Source organism: Nesterenkonia ebinurensis (genome assembly GCF_008711175.1).
Lineage (GTDB): Bacteria > Actinomycetota > Actinomycetes > Actinomycetales > Micrococcaceae > Nesterenkonia > Nesterenkonia ebinurensis.
The window spans coordinates 228,979-248,951 of the sequence record NZ_VWNF01000041.1 but is presented as its reverse complement, the minus strand read 5'-3'; the positions used below and the strand labels follow the sequence as shown (position 1 = coordinate 248,951).

Sequence of the window (19,973 nt, the reverse complement as noted above, 5' to 3'; positions counted from 1 at the left end):
TATGGGAAACAAGTATTGGACGGCATAGGGGCTGGGGGAGGACAGTAGTCCATGAGAGCACGACGTCGCCCCCACCTCAGGAGCCCTCATGAGCACCGCAGTCTTCCCCGTCACCAATCCCGCCACCGGCGCCCACCTTGGGGACGTGCCGGACCTCACCGCCGACCAGGCCCTGGTCCAGGTGGAGACCGCCCAGGAGGCTTTCGCCCAGTGGCGGGCGGTGACCCCCCGCAAGCGCGCCGAGGTGCTAGTGCGGGCCTATGAGCTGATGATCGCCGACGTGCAGCGGCTGCGGGATCTCATCGTGGCCGAGAACGGCAAGTCCCAGGCTGATGCCGAGGCTGAGGTGCGCTATGCCGCCGAGTTCTTCCGCTGGTACGCCGAGGAAGCAGTGCGCCTGCACGGGGAGTACACCACCGCCCCGGCTGGCGGGGTGCGCAATGTGGTCACCCACCACCCGGTGGGCGTGGCCCTGCTCATCACGCCCTGGAACTTCCCGGCGGCCATGGCCACCCGGAAGATCGGCCCGGCGCTGGCCGCTGGGTGCTCCGTGGTGCTCAAGCCGGCCCGGGAGACCCCGCTGACCGCCATCGCCATCGCCGAGATCCTGGTGGAGGCCGGGGTCCCGGAGGGTGCGGTGCAGGTGGCCAGCACCACCGCCACCCGGGAAGTGGTGCCCGCACTGCTGGCCGCCGATGCGGTGAAGAAGCTCTCCTTCACCGGCTCCACCCCGGTGGGCCGCACCCTGCTGGCTCAATGCGCCGATCGGGTGGTCAACGCCTCGATGGAGCTGGGCGGCAACGCCCCGTTCATCGTCACCGCCGATGCAGATATCCCTGCTGCGGTGGAAGGCGCCATGGTGGCCAAATTCCGCAACTCCGGGCAGGCATGCACTGCGGCCAACCGCTTCTACGTCCATGCAGAGGTAGCCGAGGAGTTCACTGCCCGCTTCGGAGAGAAGATCGCCGCGCTTTCGGTGGGCGACCCCGCCACCGGGGCGCAGATCGGCCCGATGATCCATGACAGGGCCGCAGCCGATATCCGTGCGCTGCTCGACTCGGCCGTGGCTGAAGGTGCCACTATCGCCTATCAGGCTGCTGTCCCGGATGATGTGGCAACTGAAGCCTTTGTGGCCCCGACCCTGCTGACCGGAGTGCCCGCCGACGCCGGGATCCTCAAGGAGGAGATCTTCGGTCCGGTGGCCCCAGTGGTGGTCTGGGAGGATGAGCAGGAGCTGATCAGCTGGGCTAATGATGCGGAGGTGGGGCTCTCCTCCTACGTGTTCGCCGGGCAGCTGCAGAATGCCATGAAGATCGCCGAGCGGCTTGAGGCCGGGATGGTCGGGGTTAACCGGGGCATCGTCTCAGACCCCAGCGCGCCCTTCGGCGGGGTCAAGCAGGCCGGAATCGGTCGGGAGGGCGGCCAGTGGGGCATCGAGGAGTTCACCGAGCCGCAGTACCTCTCAGTGCAGTGGGACTGAGGCTGACCAGTGGTGCTCTACGGGCCTAAATGGCCGATGCCCACGATATTGACGTTCGAATGCTCGGGGTGGGGATAGGAGAAGTGCCCAGTGGAGCCGCCTGCTGGGCAGTCACAGTCTTGCCGCAAGCCTTGAGCCCCTCGGTGAGTACTCCGCCCGGGCGACTCAAGGCGGTTGTCAGCTCGGCTGGTGATGCGGTGAAGAAGCTCTCTTTCGCCAGTTTCACTCGATGGGTGGGCATTGGCCGCCAGGGCGGTCAGTGGGGCATTGATGAGTTCACCGGGCCCCAGTATCTATCCCTTCAGTGGGATTGAGCGCGGTAGCAGTGCCTGTTCTAGTCACTGACGAGTTCCCCTGGTGTAATGAGTTCTGAACCGAGTGAAGGAGAAGAGCTATGGCATATGTGCTGACGGTTAAGAACAAAACTCCGCGAATGGGGCAGCGGGTGTTCCTCGCACCCACAGCGGCGATCACCGGTGATGTGGAGTTCGCTGACGACGCTAGCGCGTTCTACGGGGTCTCGGTGCGCGGAGATTCGGACACCATCCGCGTGGGAGAGGGAACCAATCTGCAGGACAATGTGGTGCTGCACGCCGATGAGGGAGTGCCTTGCACCTTGGGCAAAGGAGTCTCAGTAGGCCACTCCGCGGTGGTGCACGGTGCTACGGTTGGTGACCACTGCCTGATTGGGATGTCTGCCACGGTGATGAACGGGGCAGTGATTGGCGCGGAGTCTCTGGTGGCCGCCGGCGCGCTGGTGCTCGAGGGCGCTGCGGTCCCGCCGCGCTCGCTGGTGGCTGGGGCCCCGGCCAAGGTCCGCCGCGAACTCACCGATGACGAGGTTGCCGCTCTGCACCGCAATGCCAACACTTACCTGGAGCTCAAAGACGCCCACCTGGAAGCCGAGCTGTCATAGCCTGAGTGCTGAAAGTTCTCAATATCGTCATCGCCAGCAATGCACCGAGGAGGCCGCTGGGCGGCAGCTGGTGGGCAATTCCCGCTGACGCTCTGCACGCCCGCACTGTCTGAGAATGACCGCTGTGTATAAGGGCCTGCCTCGGGGATGAATCTTCTTGAGTGCGTGATTTGTGCAGCAATTCGGCTCTAAATTACCGAAAACAGCTGCACAAACCATGCACTCAGAGAGGGGATTTTAGGGTCGTGACTGGAGTCACAAAAAAGGCTTGTACGAGGCTCGCGAATGATATACGATCAGGAATACGATCCTGATTGGACGAGCTCGAGAGGTTGCGTTCAAGACGACGAGGAGGTTCCTGCTGGTGACAGTTCAAATTGATCCTGCGGCAGAGCAGCCCGGGAAGATCATCGCGGTACACATCAGCTACGAGTCCCGTGCCGCCGAGCGCGGGCGCCGCCCCAAGGATCCCTCCTACTTCTTCAAGCCCGCCAGCTCCGTGGCCGCCTCCGGCCACACCGTGGAACGCCCGGCCGGCACTGAGCTGCTGGCCTTTGAAGGCGAGATCGCCCTGATCATCGGCGCCGAGGCACGCCAGGTCCCCCTGGAGCAGGCCTGGGATCACGTACAAGCTGTCACTGCCGCAAACGATTGGGGCCTCTACGACCTGCGCGGGGCCGACAAGGGCTCCAACGTGCGCAACAAGGGTCGCGACGGCTACACCCCACTCGGACCCGACACCATCGACGCCGCCAGTATCGACCCCAATGCCCTGCGCATCCGCACTTGGAAGAACGGCCAGCTGGTCCAGGAGGACACCACCGCCGGGATGATCTTCCCACCGGCCCAGCTGGTGGCCGACCTCTCCCAGCACCTGACTCTGCAGCCCGGCGATGTGATCCTCACCGGCACCCCCGCCGGGGCCTCCGTAGCCGAGCCCGGGGACACCATCGAAGTGGAGGTCGATTCACCGGAGAACGGGCTCAGCACCGGCCGCCTGGTCTCCCAGGTCACCGAGGGCGCCGATACTTTCGACCCCCAGTTGGGCAGCCTGCCCACCGTGGACGATAACCAGCGCGAAGAGGCCTGGGGATCCGCCGAAAAGGCCGGCCTCAGCCCCAAACCCGGCACGCTCACCCGCCAGCTGAAGGCCAAGCTTCTAGAGGTCCCCACAGCCGGGCTCTCCCAGCAGCTGCGTCAGCGCGGACTCAACAATGTCTCCATCGACGGGATCTCACCCACCCGCCCCGGCACCAAACTGGTCGGCACCGCCAAGACTCTGCGGTTTGTGCCCAACCGGGAAGACCTCTTCAAGACCCACGGCGGCGGGCTCAACGCGCAGAAACGGGCCTTCGACGCAGTCATCGAAGACGAGGTCATCGTGATCGAAGCCCGCGGCGAGACCGGCTCCGGCACCCTGGGCGATATTCTCGCTCTGCGCGCCAAAGCCCGCGGAGCCGCCGGTGTGGTCACCGACGGCGGCGTGCGCGACTACGCCACCGTGGCCGAGATCGACCTTCCCGTCTTCACCGTCGGGGCCCACCCCGCAGTGCTCGGACGCAGACACGTGCCCTGGGACACCGATCTCACCATCGCCTGCGGAGGAGCCACTGTCCAGCCCGGCGATGTGATCGTCGGTGACGATGACGGCGTCGTCGTCATCCCCCCGCACCTGGCAGAAGAGGTGGCCGACGCCGCCCTGGCCAAGGAGGCAGAGGACGCCTGGGTGGCCGAACGGGTCAAGGAGGGCGGATCCGTGGCGGAGCTGTTCCCCATGAATAAGGAATGGCGCGCCCGGTACCAGGCTGAGGAGAACGACAACGCCCAACAACAGCCCCAACAGACTGAGGGGCGGTGACCTATGCCCGCCCAGGCCGCACCGTCCACCACGACCACCACCAGTAAGTCCCAACAGACCTACGACTGGCTCCGCGAACGCATTCTGACCCGTGACTTCAACCCCGGCTACCGACTGGTGCTCTCCAGCATCGCCGCCGAACTGGGGGTCAGCACCGTACCGGTGCGCGAGGCCATCCGCCGGCTCGAGGCTGAAGGGCTGGTGGAGTTCGAACGCAACGTCGGAGCCCGGGTAGCCATGGTCGACGAGGGCGAATACGTGGACACCATGCAGAGCCTCGGCGTGCTCGAAGGTGCGGCCACCGCGCTGGCCCTGCCGCACATCACCGAGACCGTGCTCACTCGCGCACAGGCCATCAACGACCAGATGCGTGCCATGCTCACCGACTTCGACCCGGCAGTCTTCACCGCCCTGAACGAGAAATTCCACCGCGCCATCTGTGACCGCTGCCCCAACTCGCATATCTGCATGCTGGTGGACCGCGGCTGGACCCGGATGGCCGGACTGCGCAGCTCCACCTTCAGCTTTGTCCCCGACCGCGCGCCGCGCTCGGTGGAGGAGCACGACGAAATCCTCCGGCTGATCCGCGAGGATGCCGACCCCACCCAGATCGAAATGACCGTCCGCCACCACAAATGGCGCACCGTCAAGGCCTTCAAGGAGATGTCACGATGAGTCAGTACCCCACCCAAGTCCCCGCCGAGCTTCCCGAGCGCATCCAGCACTACATCGACGGCGAGTTCGTCGACTCCGCCGACGGTGAGACCTTCGAAGTGCTCAACCCGGTGACCAATGAGCCCTACATCCAGGCTGCCGCGGGTAAAAAGGAAGACATCGACGCCGCGGTGACCGCCGCCCAGCGCACCTTCGACTCCGGTGTATGGGCCAACGCACTGCCCCGGGAGCGCGCCCGGGTGCTCCACCGGATCGCTGACATTGTGGAGGAGCGCGGCGCCCGGCTGGCCGAGCTGGAGACCTTCGACACCGGCCTGCCGATCACACAGGCACGCAGCCAGGGCAAACGGGCCGCCGAGAACTTCCGGTTCTTCGCCGACCTGATCGTCGCCCAGCACGACGACGCCTTCAAAGTCCCCGGCCGGCAGGCCAACTACGTCAACCGCAAGCCGATCGGTGTGGCCGGACTCATCACCCCCTGGAACACCCCCTTCATGCTGGAGAGCTGGAAGCTGGCCCCGGCGATCGCCACCGGTAACTCGGTGGTGCTCAAGCCCGCCGAGTTCACTCCGCTTTCAGCAGGACTATGGACCGGGATCTTCGAGGAGGCCGGACTCCCCAAAGGTGTGTTCAACCTGGTCAACGGCATCGGTGAGCAGGCCGGCGACGCCCTGGTCAAGCATCCGGGTGTCCCGCTGATCTCCTTCACCGGGGAATCCAGCACCGGGCAGCTGATCTTCGCCAACGCCGCTCCGTATCTTAAGGGCCTGTCCATGGAGCTGGGCGGAAAGTCCCCGGCCATCGTGTTCGCCGACGCTGACCTGGAAGCTGCCGTGAACGCCACCATCTTCGGGGTCTTCAGCCTCAACGGCGAGCGCTGCACAGCCGGCTCCCGCATCCTGGTGGAACGGGCCATCTACGACGAGTTCGTGGAGCGCTACGCCGCCCAGGCCAAGCGGGTCAAAGTCGGCTTCCCGCATGAGCCCGCCACTGAGGTGGGCGCCCTGGTGCACCCCGAGCACTTTGAGAAGGTACTCAGCTACGTGGAGATCGGCAAATCCGAAGGCCGGCTGGTCGCCGGCGGCGAGCGCCCCGAAGCCTTCCCCGCCGGCAACTTCATCGAACCCACCGTGTTTGCCGATGTACCGCCCACCGCCCGGATCTTCCAGGAGGAGATCTTCGGACCAGTAGTAGCCATCTCCCCCTTCGACACCGAGGAGGAGGCCCTGGAGCTGGCCAATAACACCAAGTACGGGCTGGCCGCCTATGTGTGGACCAATGACCTGAAGCGCTCGCACAACTTCGCCCAGGCGGTGGACGCCGGCATGGTGTGGCTGAACTCCAATAACGTCCGCGACCTGCGCACCCCCTTCGGCGGGGTCAAGGCCTCCGGACTCGGCCATGAGGGCGGCTACCGCTCCATCGACTTCTACACCGACCAGCAGGCGGTGCACATCAACCTCGGCGAGGTCCACAACCCCGTCTTCGGCAAAGCCGACTGAACCCTCCCGCCTCTCCCAGCAGAGCAGACAGAGCAAGGACGCCTGACATGACAGAGAACCGCATCCCCACCCCCAGCGTGCCGGCACCGGACATTCTCCGCTGTGCCTATATGGAGCTGGTGGTCACCGACCTGGCCCGCTCCCGGGACTTCTATGTGGACGTGCTCAATCTGGTGGTCACCGCCGAGGACGACAACGCCATCTACCTGCGCTCCATGGAGGAGTTCATCCACCACAACCTGGTGCTCCGCCAAGGCGAGCAGCCCGCTGTGGCCGCCTTCAGCTACCGGGTGCGCAGCCCGCAGGAACTGGACAAGGCCGAGGCCTTCTACACTGAGCTGGGCTGCGAAGTCCGCCGCAGCAAGGAAGGCTTCGTCAGAGGTATCGGCGAATCTGTGCGCGTCCAGGACCCGTTGGGCTTCCCCCTGGAATTCTTCTACGAGGTTCAGCATGTGGAACGGCTGGCTTGGCGCTACGACCTCTACACCCCCGGTGCCCTGGTGCGCCTGGATCACTTCAACCAGGTCTTCCCCGATGTGCCCAAGGCGGTGGCCCATATGGAGGACCTCGGCTTCCGGGTCACCGAAGATATTCGTGACGAGACCGGCACCACCTACGCCGCCTGGATGCGCCGCAAACCCACCGTGCATGACACCGCGATGACCGGCGGGGCAGGCCCCCGGATGCACCACGTGGCCTTCGCCACCCACGAGAAGCACAACATCCTGTCCATCTGCGATAAGCTCGGCGCCCTTCGGCTCTCCGACGCCATCGAACGCGGCCCCGGCCGGCACGGAGTCTCCAACGCCTTCTACCTCTATCTGCGCGATCCAGACGGCCACCGGGTTGAGATCTACACCCAGGACTACTACACCGGGGATCCGGACAACCCCGTAGTCACCTGGGACGTCCATGACAACCAACGACGCGACTGGTGGGGTAACCCGGTGGTCCCCTCCTGGTACACCGAGGCCTCCACTGTGCTGGACCTAGACGGAAATCTGATGCCCACCACCGAGCGCACCGATGATTCCGAGATGGAAGTCACCATCGGCGCCGACGGCTTCTCCTATACCCGCAAGGACGACGACGCCGGGCTGCCCGAGTGGAAACAAGGCGAGTACAAGCTCGGGAACCAACTGTAGGAGACCGCTATGCTGCCCAAGGACACCATCACCGCCATCGTCGATGAGCTTGCCGAGGCTGAGCAGGCCCGCAGTACCATCGCCCTGCTGACAGCCCGCTACCCTGAGATGACCATCGAGGACTCCTATGCGGTGCAGAATGAGTGGCGACGCCGCGGCATCGAGGCCGGTCGTAAGCCGGTGGGCCGGAAGATCGGGCTGACCTCCAAGGTCATGCAGGCCGCCACCGGCATCACCGAACCCGACTATGGGGCCATCTTCGCCGATATGGTCTACGAGAACGGCTCAGTGATCGAGCACAGCCGGTTCTCCAATGTGCGTATCGAGGTGGAGCTGGCCTTCGTTCTCGGTGCTGACCTCACCGGCCCAGACGTCACCGTTTTCGACGTGATGGCCGCCACCGATTACGTGATCCCAGCCCTGGAGATCCTCTCCTCGCGGATCGAAATGGCCGGCCGCACCATTGTGGACACCATCAGCGACAACGCCGCGATGGGTGCGATGGTCTACGGGGGCAACCCGGTCAAACCCCATGAGATCGACTTGCGCTGGGTCTCCGCACTGCTCTACCGCAACGAGACGATCGAGGAGTCTGGGGTGGCTGCCGCAGTGCTCAACCATCCCGCCAACGGGGTGGCCTGGCTGGCCAATAAGCTCAGCCAGCACGGGGACTCCCTGGCTGCCGGTGAGATCATCCTGGCCGGCTCCTTCACCCGGCCGATGTGGGTGGAGCAGGGGGACACCGTGCTCTGTGACTACGCAGACCTAGGAACAGTGACATGCCGTTTCAGCTGAATCCCACCTTCCGCGAACAGCTCAACCAGGCCGAGCGCACCCTCTATGGCGGCTGGGTCTGCTCCGGTTCTCCAGTGGCCGCAGAGATCATGGCCGGGGCTGGGCTCGACTGGCTGCTCATCGATATGGAGCACGCCCCCAATTCCCTGGAATCCGTTCTCGCCCAGCTGCATGCGGTCTCTGGGTACCCGGTCACCCCCATGGTGCGGGTCCCGGTCGGTGAGACCGTGATCATCAAACAGGTGCTGGACCTCGGTGCCCAGAACATCCTGGTGCCCATGATCTCCACTGCCGAGCAGGCCCGACAGGTGGCCGCCATGGCCGCCTATCCGCCTGCCGGAGTCCGCGGTGTGGGCAGTGCGCTGTCCCGCTCGGCCCGCTGGAACCGAGTCCCGGGATACCTGCAGAACGCAGCCGAGCAGGTCTGCGTCTTCGTGCAGATCGAAACGGCTGAGGGGGTGCGCAACGCAGCGGAGATAGCCGCGGTGGAAGGAATCGACGGCGTCTTCCTGGGCCCCAGCGATCTGGCCGCCTCCATGGGGCACCTGGGCGCCCAGACCCACCCAGAGGTGGTCGCTGCGGTCAAGGAGGCCTTCACCGCCATCACCTCAGTCGGAACTCCCGCCGGGGTCAACGCCTTCGACTCCGCCACCGCCCGTGACTACGCCGCATCAGGTGCTTCCTGGATTCTGGTAGGAGCCGACGTCGCCCTGCTCGCCCGCGGCGCCGAGCAGCTGGCCACAGACTTCATCAGCACAGAGAACTGAGCTATCAGAGAACTTAGAAGGAGCAAGGATGCACTTCCACCACCACGGCTATGTCACCGGCAACCCCCGGATCCAGGCACCGGCCGGCATCGGCACCGAACGGCCTGAGGAGTTGCCCGATGAGATGGACGTGCTGATCGTCGGCACCGGCCCGGCCGGTATGATCACCGCCGCCCAGCTCTCCCAGTACCCGGATGTGCACACCCGGATCATCGAACGCCGCCCCGGACGGCTGGAAGTGGGCCAGGCTGACGGCATCCAGGCCCGCAGCGTGGAGACCTTCCAAGCCTTCGGCTTCGCCGACGAGATCACCAACGAGGCCTACCGGATCACCGAGATGGCCTTCTGGAAGCCGGACCCGCAGAACCCTGACCACATTAGGCGCACCTCCCGCCCGCTCGACGACGAGCACGGCATCAGCGAGTTCCCGCACCTGATCGTCAACCAGGCCCGGGTGCTGGACTACTTCGCCGAGTTCATGGAGCGCTCCGCCTCCCGGATCACCCCTGACTACGGGGTGGAGTTCCTGGGTCTGGAGGTTACGGAGGACCCCGACTATCCGGTGCATGTCACCGTCCGCCACCTCACTGGTATCCATGAGGGCGCCGAGCGCACCGTCCGTGCCAAGTATGCGCTCGGCGCCGACGGTGCCCGCAGCCAGGTGCGCCGCTCCATCGGACGGAAGCTGGAAGGCGATTCCGCCAAGCACGCCTGGGGGGTGATGGACACCCTTGCTGTCACCGATTTCCCCGACATCAGGCTCAAATGTGCCATCCAGTCCCGCTCCGGGGGCAATATCCTGCTCATCCCCCGGGAGGGCGGGCATCTCTTCCGGCTCTACGTGGACCTGGGCGAGGTCGCCGATGACGATGCCGGAAAGGTCCGTCAGACCTCCCTGGAGGGGATCATCGCCAAAGCCAATGCGATTCTGCATCCCTACACCCTGGAGGTGAAGCATGTGGCCTGGCACAGTGTCTACGAGGTGGGTCACCGGATCACCGACAAGTTCGATGACGTGCCTGATGAGCTCACCGGCCAGCGCACTCCCCGGGTGTTCATCGCCGGGGATGCCTGCCACACCCACAGCGCCAAGGCGGGTCAGGGCATGAACGTCTCTATGCAGGACGGCTTCAACCTGGGTTGGAAGCTGGGTCAGGTGGTCGCCGGGCGTAGCCCCGAGTCGCTGCTGAGCACCTACTCCGAGGAACGTCAGGTGGTGGCCAAGAACCTCATCGATTTCGACAAGGAATGGTCCACCCTGATGGCCAAGAAGCCTGAGGAGATGGAGGATCCCTCGGTGCTGGAGGACTTCTATGTGAAGACTTTCGAGTTTCCCGCCGGGTTTATGACCGAGTACGAGCCCTCGATGATCACCGGCACCGCCGAGCATCAGGAGCTGGCCGCCGGCTACACCGTGGGTAAACGGTTCAAGTCAGCGGAGGTCTCCCGGGTCTGCGACGGCAATCCGCTGCATCTGGGGCATCTGGCCACCGCGGACGGCCGCTGGCGAATCTATGTGTTCGCCGATGCACCCGCCGCGGGCGATAAGTCCGGGGTCAGCCGTTGGGCCGAGTGGTTCAAGACCGCTCCTGATTCGCCTCTGGTGCGGTTCACCCCCTCAGAGGGTGACGAGGACGCCGTGTTCGACACCAAGGTCGTCTACCAGCAGGCTCACCCTGAGATCGACATCAACGCGGTGCCTGATGCTTTCAAGCCCAAGGTGGGGCCCTTCCGGCTGACCTACTACAACGATGTATTCGGGGTGCATCCGCAGACTGACATCTTTGAGGAGCGCAGCATCAGCCGGGATGGTGCGGTGGTGGTGGTGCGCCCGGACCAGTACGTGGCCCAGGTGCTGCCGCTGAGCGCCACCGAGGAGCTGGCAGAGTTCTTCGCCGGGATCCTTGTGGATCAATCGTAGGTGTAGAAGCCCTTGCCGGTCTTTCGGCCCAGCTCCCCGCGGGCGACCATATCGCGCATCAGCTGCGGGGGCTCGAATCGCTCACCCAGGGTGGAGTGAAGGTACTCGGCGATCCCTAAGCGCACATCCAGGCCCACAATGTCAGTCAGCGCCAGCGGGCCGATGGGGAACTTATAGCCCAGCACCATGGCGTTATCGATGTCCTGGGCTGAGGCCACACCCTCCTCCACCATGCGGATGGCCTCCAGGCCGATGGCCACACCCAGCCGGGAGGAGGCGAAGCCCGGGGCGTCCTTGACCACCACCGGGGTCTTGTCCAGCCCCAGCACCCAGGTCCGGGCCAGGCCCTCCAGTTCGCTGGAGGTCTGGGCAGCCAGCACCACCTCCACCAGCTTCGAGGCTGGCACCGGGTTGAAGAAGTGCAGACCGCAGAACCGCCCCGGACGCTCCAACTGCTCACCCAGCTGGGTGACTGATATGGAGGAAGTATTGGTGGCCAGCCAGGCATCAGCGCCCAGCGCGGCTTCAGCCTTCTGCAGGGAGGCGACCTTGATCTCCCACTTCTCCGGCACCGCTTCGACCACCAGCTGGCAGTCGGCGAAGACGCTGTAGTCGGTGGAGATTGCGAGCTTAGCGGTCCAGTCCTCCAGCGGCCCGGTGATCTTCCCCCGGTCCAGGCTGGCGGCCAGATCCGAGGTGACCCGCTCGGCAGCTGCTGCCGCGGCGTCGTCGTTGATCTCCACCACGGTGACCTGCTGAGCCCCGGAGACCAGGAAGGCATGGGCGATGCCCGCGCCCATCCGGCCGCCGCCGAGCACACCGATGCGGGATGGCACTGTCTCAGTCATTCTTCTCCTTGGTCTTCTTGCGGTCGAGGAAGGCCTGCATCCGGTCGAACTTGGCCTGAGACTCAAACAGGATGGCCTGGGCCAGGTCATCCACATGCGGATGGGCCTCCCGGGGCATGGCGAAGACCCGTTTGGCCACCTGTACCGCCAGCGGGTCCTGGGCAGCGATCCGGTCAGCCAGGGCCTCCGCGGCCTGAAGCAGCTCCCCGGGCTCATGCACCGAGGTGACCAGGCCGTGCTCCAGTGCCTCCTGGGCGCTGAGGATCCTCCCGGTGAGCAGCAGCTCCTTGGCGATGGATTCCCCGGCTAGCTCCTTGAGCCGCCACAGGGCCCCGGCGGCAGGGATGATGCCCAGATTGGTCTCCGGCTGGCCCACCTTCACCCGGGTGGTGGCTACCCGGAAATCGGCCGCCCAGGCAAGCTCAGCGCCTCCGCCCAGGGCGTAGCCGTCGACCGCGGCAATCACCGGCATCGGCAGCTTGGCCAGCCGGTCGAAGGCGGTTGAGTTGATCCCGCGCAGCGCATCGGCCCGCCGCCGTTCACGAAGCTGGCCGATATCAGCCCCTGAGGCGAAGATGCCCTTGCCGTCGGCTCCATCGCTTTCGACGACTGTGCCGGTAAGGATGAGGATCTTCGGGTGCTCCTCCAGGTAGCCGCAGAGATTATGCAGCTCAGCGATCATGATCGCATCAATCGCGTTGCGCACCTCAGGCCGGTCCAGCTGGGCGAGAACCCGGTCCTCAGACTCAGTGATGCGTAGGGTGGTGAATTCGTCAGGGTTGATGGGCCCGGTGTGTGTTGTCATCAGGCTGCTCACACCTTCTCGATCAGCATCGCCTGGCCCTGACCCACCCCGATGCATAGGGTGGCCAGGCCGCGGGTCAGATTGTCATCCTCCAGCCGGCGCAGCAGGGTCAGCACGATCCGTGAGCCGGAGGAGCCCAGCGGGTGGCCCAGGGCGATCGCCCCGCCGTCAGGGTTGACGATCTCCGGATCCAGGCCGAGCCTGCGGATGCTGGCCAAGGACTGGGTGGCGAAGGCCTCGTTGAGCTCCACGGCTTCCACATCGTCCAGCGACCAGCCGGTGCGCTCGAGCACCTTCTGGGTGGCCGGCACCGGACCGATGCCCATAATCTCCGGGGGCACCCCGGCAGCCGCTGAGCCCACCACCCGGGCCCGGGGTGTCAGACCGTAACGCTCCACGGCACGCTCGGAGGCCACGATCACCGCGGAGGCGCCGTCGTTCAGGGTTGAGGAGTTTCCCGCGGTGACCACCGAACCGCCCTTGACTACTGGGCGCAGACCAGCCAGCGCCTCCAGTGTGGTCCCGGGGCGGGGACCCTCATCAGTGTCCACCACTGTGACCTGGCCCTTGCGTCCGGTCACCTCCACCGGGGTGATCTCCCGGACCAGCCGGCCGGCCTCGATCGCTGCAGCAGTGCGCTGCTGAGAGGCCAGAGCAAAAGCATCGGCATCCTCCCGGGTGATCCCATCCACCCGGGCCACCTCCTCGGCGGTCTCCGGCATGGAGAAGGTCCGGCCCCGGTGCTCTAAGTGCTTCGGGTTGACGAACCGCCAGCCGATGGAGGTATCCACCACCTCACCGGGCCGGGCGAAGGGCTTCTCCGGCTTGGCCATCACCCAGGGTGCCCGGGACATCGACTCCACCCCGCCGGCCACCACCAGATCAGCCGCACCGGCGGCAATCATGTGATGGGCCTGTGCGATAGCAGACATTCCGGAGGCGCACAGCCGGTTGACCGTGATCCCCGGAACAGTGTTCTCGAACCCGGCCAGCAGCCAGGCCATCCGGGCCACGTTCCGGTTCTCTTCCCCAGCACCGTTGGCGTTGCCGAATATCACCTCATCCACTTCGGCTGAGGGCACCCCGGACTCCTCCACCACCCGGCGGATCACCAGGGCGGCCAGATCATCCGGACGCACCGAGGACAGCGCGCCACCGTAGCGGCCCACCGGAGTGCGGGTGCCTTCGAGGAGAAAAGCAGGTTGAGACACGGAACGTTCTCCTTAGTGATTGAGATAGACAGGGTCAGAGGTCAGCCAGGGCCGTTCCGGGGTTCTCCATGCAGGTGGCCACATAGTTGAGGAACCCGCCGGCGGAACCACCGTCGCATACCCGGTGGTCAAAGGCCAGGGTCAGAGTGGTCACCTTGCGCACAGCAAGCTGACCGTCCACCGCCCAAGGCCGGTCCATAATGCGGCCGATGCCCAGGATCGCGGCCTCCGGATGGTTGATGATGGGGGTGGCTCCGTCGGAGCCGAAGACCCCATAGTTGTTCACCGTGAACGTGCCGCCGGAGAGCTCCTTGCCGGAAAGTGTGCCTTCCCGGCCAGCCTCAGCCAGCCGACGAATCTCGGTATGCAGCGCCCGGGCGGAGTGCTGCTCCGCGTGACGCAGCACCGGAACCAGCAGTCCCTTAGGGGTCTGTGCGGCGAAGCCCAGGTTCACCCCTTGGAACTGGGTGATGGTCTCACCAGTCCCATCGGAGTCGATCCGGGAGTTCAGCTCAGGGTGGCGCTGCAGCCCGGCGATCACGAACCGGGAGAGGAACGCCAGCACCGAGGGCGCCCCCTGATCCGAGGCCTTCAGCTGGGTGCGGAGATCCAGCAGCGCGGTGACATCGATGTCCTGCCAGACGGTGGCCTCCGGGATCTCGGCCCGTGACTGCGAAAGCTTGGTGGCGATCGCCTTGCGGATCCCGGTCACCGGGGTCTGATCACGCACCGCCAACCCTGTGGTCGGGTCGGGATCAACCGATGACGACGTCCCTGCGGCCTGGGCTGCGACAGGCTCGCTTGGAGAGCCGGCCACCCCGTCGGTGGAAGCGCCAGCGGCAGTGAGCACATCCTGGCGCATGATCAGCCCGTCCGGCCCACTGCCGGGCAGCGAATCCAGGGCCACGCCCTGCTCCCGGGCCAGTTTGCGCACCAGGGGAGAGGAGACCCGGGGAGCCTTGGCCGAACCGGAGGGTGTGGCCTCCACGGCTGGAGTCTGAGTAGGGGTGGCCTCCACCAGCTGGGGCTCGCCCGGGGCAGTCTCGCCCGGTGCGGCCTGCGTGGGCACCTGCCGTTTGCGGCGGCGGCGTCGTCCGTTGCTGGATGCTGAGGTGCCGTAACCGATCAGCACGTTCCCGGAGCCTTCCGATCCAGCTTCCTCAGGCGCGGCGGTGCCTGCGCGCTCTTCCTCACGGTAGGACAAGGCACCTGCGTCTTCGTCAGCGGCAGCTGAGGGTGCGTCGTCGTCCCCTGTGGTGACCGTGATCAGCGGTTTGTCCACCTCGAGAGTCTCTCCGACCTCACCGTGCAGGGTCTGCACCAGCCCGGCGTAGGGGCAGGGCACCTCGATGGCAGACTTGGCGGTCTCCACCTCAGCGATGGGCTGATCCACCTCCACGGGGTCGCCCTCGGCCACCAGCCAGTTCAGCAGCACGGCCTCGGTGAGGCCCTCGCCCAGATCGGGCAGATTGAAAGTGGTCATGCTCAGTCCTCCCACTGGAGTTCGTCGAGGGTATCGAGGATCCGCTCCACATCCGGTAGGTGGTGCTCCTCCAGCTTCGGTGCCGGATAGGGGATGTCGAAGCCGGTGACCCGAAGCACCGGGGAGGCAAGGGAATGGAAGCAGCGCTCCTGGATCCGGGCGGTGATCTCACTGGCCACTGAGACGAAGCCCTGAGCCTCGGCCACCACCACGGCGCGGCCGGTCTTCTCCACCGTGGTCACCAGGGCCTCCTCATCGAAGGGCACCACGGAACGCAGGTCCAGCACCTCGGCGGAGATCCCGTCCTCAGCGGCGGCCTCAGCAGCCTTCAGCACAGTGGAGACCGAGGGTCCGTAGCTGATGATCGAGACATCGGTGCCCTCACGGACCACCTTGGCATTGCCGGTGGGTCCCACCCGCGGACTGTCGGCTTCGGCGGTGTCCGCAGAGGATTCGTACTGCTGGCGCAGCGCGGAGAGGTCCTCGCCGGCCTTGGACCAGTAGAGCTTCTTAGGCTCGAAGAACACCACCGGATCCTCGGTGTCAATGGCCTCGCGCAGCATCAGGTAAGCATCGGCCACGGTGGCTGGGGTGAAGACCTTCAGTCCGGCGGTGTGGGCGTAGTAGGCCTCGGAGGAGTCGCAGTGGTGCTCCACCCCGCCCACTCCACCGCCGTAGGGAATGCGGATGACGATCGGCAGGCGGACCCGTCCCCGGGTGCGGTTGGCCATCTTGGCGATATGGCTGAAGACCTGTTCCAGGGCCGGGTAGGCGAAGGCGTCGAACTGCATCTCGATCACCGGGCGCATCCCGTTGATGGCCATGCCCACCGCAGTTCCGGCGATTCCGGACTCGGCCAGCGGGGTGTCGAAGCAGCGGTTCTCCCCGAAGCGTTTGGTCAGCCCGTCGGTGATCCGGAAGACCCCGCCCAGGGTGCCGACGTCCTCGCCGAAGACCACCACGGAGTCATCTGCCTCCATGGCGTCAGACATCGCGGTGTTCAGGGCGGAGGCGAAGGTGGTGGTTTCCGTTGCTGTCGCGGTGCTCATCAGCGGGTGCCCTCCTCGGTGCCGGCCCAAGCTTCTCCATGGGCTCTGTCCAGCTCATCGGCCAACTGTGCACGCTGAGCAGAAAGCTGGGCAGTGGGTTCGGTGTAGACGTGATCGAAGATCTCGAGTGGATCCTCCTCCGGCTCGGCAGACATCGCCTGGCGCAGTGAGGCGGCCACCTCCTCGGCGGCTGCGGCGATCTGGGTCTCGGCGGCCTCGTCCAGCAGCCCCTTGGCGGTGAGGAACTTCTGCATGCGCAGCAGCGGATCCTTGCGCTTCCACTGCTCCACTTCCTCCCGGTCGCGGTAGCGGGTCTCATCATCGGCGTTGGTGTGGGCCTGCATCCGGTAGGTGACGGCTTCCAGCAGCAGCGGCATGGAGTTCTCCCGGGCAAGGTGCACTGCCCGGCGCAGGGTGGCCAGCACGGCCACCATGTCATTGCCGTCCACCTGCTCCCCGGCGAGCCCATAGCCGATGGCCTTATGCGCCAGGGAGGGTGCGGCGGACTGATTGGACAGCGGCACCGAGATGGCATAGCCGTTGTTCTGCACAAAGAACACCACCGGCACCTCGAAGACTGCGGCGAAGTTCAGCGCCTCGTGGAAATCGCCCTCGGAAGTGGCCCCGTCGCCGCACATGGCAAGCACCACAGTGTCCTCACCGCGCAGCTTGGCGGCATGGGCCACACCGACCGCGTGCAGCAGCTGGGTGGTCAGCGGGGTGGACATCGCTCCCACCCGGTAGACCTTGGGATCGTAGCCGCAGTGCCAGTCCCCGCGGAAGGAGACCATCACGTCCAGCGGGTCCACTCCGCGAGAGATCACTGCCACTGAGTCTCGGTAGGTGGGGAACATCCAGTCGCCCTCACCCAGGCACAGCGCGGCGCCCACCTGGCAGGCTTCCTGGCCGTGCGAGGAGGGGTAGACAGCCATCCGGCCCTGCCGGACTAGGGCGTAGTTCTGATCATTGATGCGGCGGCCGGCCACAAGGGTGGTGTAAGCCTTTAGCAGCACATCATCCTCCGGGATCGGGTATTCGTGCCCGGGGCCGGTGCCCTGCTGGTCCTCGGGAACCAGGCTGCCGTCCGGGTCCAGCATGCGGATCTGCTGCTGGGCCGGCAGCATGTACTGTTCCGGGGAGATGCCGAAGGTTCTGCTGGTCTCGAGGATCCGGGAAGCCTGCTCGGCCTTCTGGTGACCCTGCTCCGGGCTGGTGATGGGATCGTCCATGATCCCCCTCTCTTCGATGGGCGCTTAACTGGGCGCACGTCATTGTGTGATACCTGTCACGCTAGTGTATCGTAAATACTGACCGATTGGTCGGTAACGTGTTGTGTTACCGAGAAGCCAGCCTTCAGCACGTGGAATTGAGGACGCCGAATGACCGTCGAAACCCCCGCCGCAAGCACTTCGAAGACCAGCCCGCACAGCCCCGAGGCCATCCTGCCCAGCTTCATTGCGGATTCCTGGTGGACTCCGGAAAATCCACAGAGGGTCTCTGAAATCAACGACGCCGCCACCGGGGAGTTGGTCTGCCGGATCTCCACTGACGGCCTGGATGCCGCTGCTGCGGTGGACTACGCCCGTACGGTGGGTCAGGCCGGGCTGGGTGAACTGACCTTCCACCAGCGGGCCCTGATCCTGAAGAAGCTGGCCCTTCACCTGGGTGAGAACAAAGAGCCGCTCTACGAGCTCTCGGACAAGACCGGAGCCACTCGCAAGGATCATCTCATCGATGTCGACGGCGGGATCGGCACCCTGTTCGCCTACTCATCCAAGGGACGCAAGGAACTGCCCAACTCCAACGTCATCATCGATGGGCAAGTCGAACAGCTCTCCCGGGACGGCAGCTTCATCGGCGAGCACGTCTACACCCGGCTGACCGGGGTGGCGGTCCAGATCAATGCCTTCAACTTCCCGGTCTGGGGCATGTTGGAGAAGTTCGCGCCCAGCTTCATCGCCGGGGTGCCCACCATTGTGAAGCCTGCCAGTCAGACCGCCTACGTCACTGAGGCCTGTGTGCGGCTGATGCTGGATTCCGGATTGCTGCCGGCCGGTTCCCTGCAGCTGATCTCCGGCTCTGCCCGGGACCTGCTGGACCACTTGGACTACCGCGACCATGTGGCCTTCACCGGTTCGGCGGGCACCGCTCAACTGCTGCGCTCGCATCAGAATGTGCAGCAGGAAGGCGTGCGGTTCACCGCTGAGACCGACTCACTCAATGCGGCGATCCTGGGCCCCGACGCCGCACCCGGAACTGAGGAGTTCGCGGCCTTCGTCAAGGCCGTGGTGCAGGAGATGACTGTCAAGGCCGGCCAGAAGTGCACCGCGATCCGCCGCACCATTGTGCCCAGTGAGCATGTGGATGCGGTGGTGGAGGCCCTGCGCGCCCGGGTGGAGTCCCGTGCGGTGCTGGGCGACCCGCGCGATCCGGCCACCACCGTGGGTGCGTTGGCCTCCAAGGACCAGCAGGAAGAGGTGGCCTCCGCAGTCCAGCGGCTCATCGAGGCTGGTGGGGAGGTCTGCTTCGGCGGGCCTGAGGCAGGCACTGGGGGTGCTGATGCCGAGCTCGGTGCCTTCTTCCCGGTCACCACGCTGAAGTTCAGTCTGCCTCGCACTCCTGAGGTGCATCAGGTGGAGGCTTTCGGGCCGGTGACCTCCGTTCTGGGCTACACAGATATCGACGACGCCGTGGCCCTGGCTGCCCTGGGTGGCGGCTCCCTGGTGGCCACAGTGGCTACCCATGACCCGGAGATTGCCGGGGAGTTTGTCCGCGGGATCGGCTCTCACCACGGCCGGGTGCACCTGCTGGATCGCGACGATGCCAAGACCTCCACCGGGCACGGCTCTCCGCTTCCCGCTCTGGTGCACGGCGGCCCAGGCCGGGCCGGCGGCGGCGAGGAGCTCGGCGGGATGCGTGGGGTCAAGCACTATATGCAGCGCACCGCAGTTCAGGGCACCCCTGACCTGCTCACCGGGGTGACCGGGGTTTGGCACCGTGGTGCGAAGGCCAATACCGCCACCCCTGAAAAGGTGGCCTCCGGTGAGGCGGTCCACCCCTTCCGCAAGCCGCTGTCTGAGCTGCGGATCGGTGATCAGTTCGTCTCCGGGCTGCGCGAGGTACGTCTGGAGGACATTGAGGCCTTTGCCGAGTCCACCGGGGATACGTTCTATGCCCACACCAATGAAGAGGCGGCCACCGCCAACCCGTTCTTCCCGCGGCGAGTGGCCCACGGCTACCTGCTGGTCTCCTGGGCCGCCGGGCTGTTCGTGGAGCCGGCCCCGGGCCCGGTGCTGGCCAATACCGGGCTGGAGAACCTCAGCTTCCTCACCCCGGTCACCTACGGCGACTCGATCCGAGTCACGTTGACCGCCAAGCAGATCACCCCGCGGGAGACCGACGACTACGGCGAGGTGCGCTGGGACACCGTGCTGCACAACCAGAATGACGAGATCGTGGCCACCTACGATGTGCTCACCCGGGTTGCCAAGGAGACCCCCGACTGGGCGGAGTAAATC

General features: G+C 65.6%; 16 protein-coding genes. 10 read left to right on the top strand and 6 right to left on the bottom strand.

Annotated elements, in window-relative coordinates; genetic code table 11:
- The first annotated feature begins 88 nt into the window (after positions 1-88).
- The 9 genes from F0311_RS12420 (at position 89) to F0311_RS12380 (ending at position 11,059) form a co-directional block, all read left to right on the top strand.
- Complete coding sequence (locus F0311_RS12420; RefSeq protein WP_150462241.1) at positions 89-1,480, top strand: NAD-dependent succinate-semialdehyde dehydrogenase; 1,392 nt, start codon at positions 89-91, stop codon at positions 1,478-1,480.
- 394 nt (positions 1,481-1,874) lie between these two features.
- On the top strand, positions 1,875-2,396 hold the full coding sequence (locus F0311_RS12415) for a gamma carbonic anhydrase family protein (protein ID WP_150462240.1): 522 nt from the start codon (positions 1,875-1,877) through the stop codon (positions 2,394-2,396).
- 364 nt (positions 2,397-2,760) lie between these two features.
- Positions 2,761-4,254: a fumarylacetoacetate hydrolase family protein gene (locus F0311_RS12410; protein WP_223881313.1), complete on the top strand. Its 1,494-nt coding sequence runs from the start codon at positions 2,761-2,763 to the stop codon at positions 4,252-4,254.
- A gap of 3 nt (positions 4,255-4,257) precedes the next feature.
- On the top strand, positions 4,258-4,929 hold the full coding sequence (locus tag F0311_RS12405) for a GntR family transcriptional regulator (protein ID WP_150462238.1): 672 nt from the start codon (positions 4,258-4,260) through the stop codon (positions 4,927-4,929).
- Positions 4,926-6,431, top strand: coding sequence for a 5-carboxymethyl-2-hydroxymuconate semialdehyde dehydrogenase (hpaE, locus tag F0311_RS12400; protein ID WP_150462237.1), 1,506 nt, complete (start codon positions 4,926-4,928; stop codon positions 6,429-6,431). Before F0311_RS12405 ends, hpaE begins: the two co-directional genes overlap by 4 nt.
- A 47-nt stretch (positions 6,432-6,478) precedes the next feature.
- A complete protein-coding gene (gene hpaD, locus F0311_RS12395) occupies positions 6,479-7,576 on the top strand; it encodes a 3,4-dihydroxyphenylacetate 2,3-dioxygenase (RefSeq protein ID WP_150462236.1) in 1,098 nt (365 codons plus the stop codon).
- A 9-nt stretch (positions 7,577-7,585) separates the two neighbouring features.
- A complete protein-coding gene (gene hpaH / locus F0311_RS12390; protein ID WP_150462235.1) occupies positions 7,586-8,371 on the top strand; it encodes a 2-oxo-hept-4-ene-1,7-dioate hydratase in 786 nt (261 codons plus the stop codon).
- Positions 8,356-9,138 (top strand): HpcH/HpaI aldolase family protein, encoded by a 783-nt coding sequence (locus F0311_RS12385; RefSeq protein WP_150462234.1) that lies wholly within the window; start codon positions 8,356-8,358, stop codon positions 9,136-9,138. The genes hpaH and F0311_RS12385 overlap by 16 nt, the downstream gene beginning before the upstream one ends.
- 28 nt (positions 9,139-9,166) lie before the next feature.
- Positions 9,167-11,059 (top strand): FAD-binding monooxygenase, encoded by a 1,893-nt coding sequence (locus tag F0311_RS12380; RefSeq protein WP_150462233.1) that lies wholly within the window; start codon positions 9,167-9,169, stop codon positions 11,057-11,059.
- Here F0311_RS12380 and F0311_RS12375 read toward each other — a convergent pair.
- Genes F0311_RS12375 through pdhA form a run of 6 tightly spaced genes read right to left on the bottom strand, consistent with a single transcriptional unit; the run spans position 11,050 to position 17,684 of the window.
- Positions 11,050-11,907, bottom strand: a complete 858-nt coding sequence (locus F0311_RS12375; protein ID WP_150462232.1) for a 3-hydroxyacyl-CoA dehydrogenase family protein — start codon at positions 11,905-11,907, stop codon at positions 11,050-11,052. The genes F0311_RS12380 and F0311_RS12375 overlap by 10 nt on opposite strands.
- Complete coding sequence (locus tag F0311_RS12370; protein WP_150462231.1) at positions 11,900-12,712, bottom strand: enoyl-CoA hydratase/isomerase family protein; 813 nt, start codon at positions 12,710-12,712, stop codon at positions 11,900-11,902. The genes F0311_RS12375 and F0311_RS12370 overlap by 8 nt, the downstream gene beginning before the upstream one ends.
- An 8-nt stretch (positions 12,713-12,720) precedes the next feature.
- On the bottom strand, positions 12,721-13,923 hold the full coding sequence (locus F0311_RS12365) for an acetyl-CoA C-acyltransferase (protein ID WP_150462230.1): 1,203 nt from the start codon (positions 13,921-13,923) through the stop codon (positions 12,721-12,723).
- A gap of 34 nt (positions 13,924-13,957) precedes the next feature.
- Positions 13,958-15,406 (bottom strand): dihydrolipoamide acetyltransferase family protein, encoded by a 1,449-nt coding sequence (locus tag F0311_RS12360; protein ID WP_191089911.1) that lies wholly within the window; start codon positions 15,404-15,406, stop codon positions 13,958-13,960.
- Positions 15,407-15,408: 2 nt separating this feature from the next.
- Complete coding sequence (locus F0311_RS12355; RefSeq protein ID WP_150462229.1) at positions 15,409-16,455, bottom strand: alpha-ketoacid dehydrogenase subunit beta; 1,047 nt, start codon at positions 16,453-16,455, stop codon at positions 15,409-15,411.
- Positions 16,455-17,684: a pyruvate dehydrogenase (acetyl-transferring) E1 component subunit alpha gene (gene pdhA / locus F0311_RS12350; protein WP_150462228.1), complete on the bottom strand. Its 1,230-nt coding sequence runs from the start codon at positions 17,682-17,684 to the stop codon at positions 16,455-16,457. Before pdhA ends, F0311_RS12355 begins: the two co-directional genes overlap by 1 nt.
- 150 nt (positions 17,685-17,834) lie before the next feature.
- Between pdhA and paaZ the strand changes: the two genes are divergently transcribed.
- Complete coding sequence (gene paaZ / locus F0311_RS12345) at positions 17,835-19,970, top strand: phenylacetic acid degradation bifunctional protein PaaZ (RefSeq protein WP_150462227.1); 2,136 nt, start codon at positions 17,835-17,837, stop codon at positions 19,968-19,970.
- Positions 19,971-19,973: the final 3 nt, after the last annotated feature.